1 protein-coding gene is annotated in these 413 nt (G+C 56.9%); it reads left to right on the top strand.

From position 1 onward, the window contains the following. On the top strand, window positions 1-403 hold a 403-nt coding region (locus RZO55_RS16970; RefSeq protein WP_318065446.1), incomplete at its 5' end, for a PTS sugar transporter subunit IIA. Window positions 404-413: the final 10 nt, after the last annotated feature.

The following is a 413-nucleotide window of genomic DNA, read 5'->3' as shown; positions in this document are numbered from 1 at the left end:
GCCGGACCAGGTTTTTTCCCAGAAGATGATGGGCGACGGTTTCGCAATCGATCCGGCGGAGGGGGTCGTCGTCTCTCCCGTTGAGGGGGAAATCGTCAATGTGTTCCCCACCAAACACGCCATCGGCATCCGCTCCAAAGGCGGGCGGGAAATTCTGATTCACATCGGGATCGATACCGTCAACTTGCAGGGAGAGGGTTTCAAGTCCTTTATCGCTGAAGGGGATGCGGTCAAGCCGGGTCAAAAGTTGATGGAAGTGGATCTGGACGTGATCCGGGACAAGGCGCCCTCCCCCATCACCCCGGTCCTGTTCACCAACTTACAGGAAGGACAAAGGGTGGAGCTGAAGAAGTCCGAGGCCCGGCAGGGCGAGGAGAAAATTGTGGCAATAACTTCCCAATAAGCGGTTCGAG

Origin of the sequence: Clostridium boliviensis (genome assembly GCF_033342255.1) — a bacterium.
Lineage (GTDB): Bacteria > Bacillota > Clostridia > Lachnospirales > Lachnospiraceae > Lacrimispora > Lacrimispora boliviensis.
The sequence above is the reverse complement of the archived record's forward strand: the minus strand, read 5'-3'. Positions and strand labels throughout refer to the sequence as shown.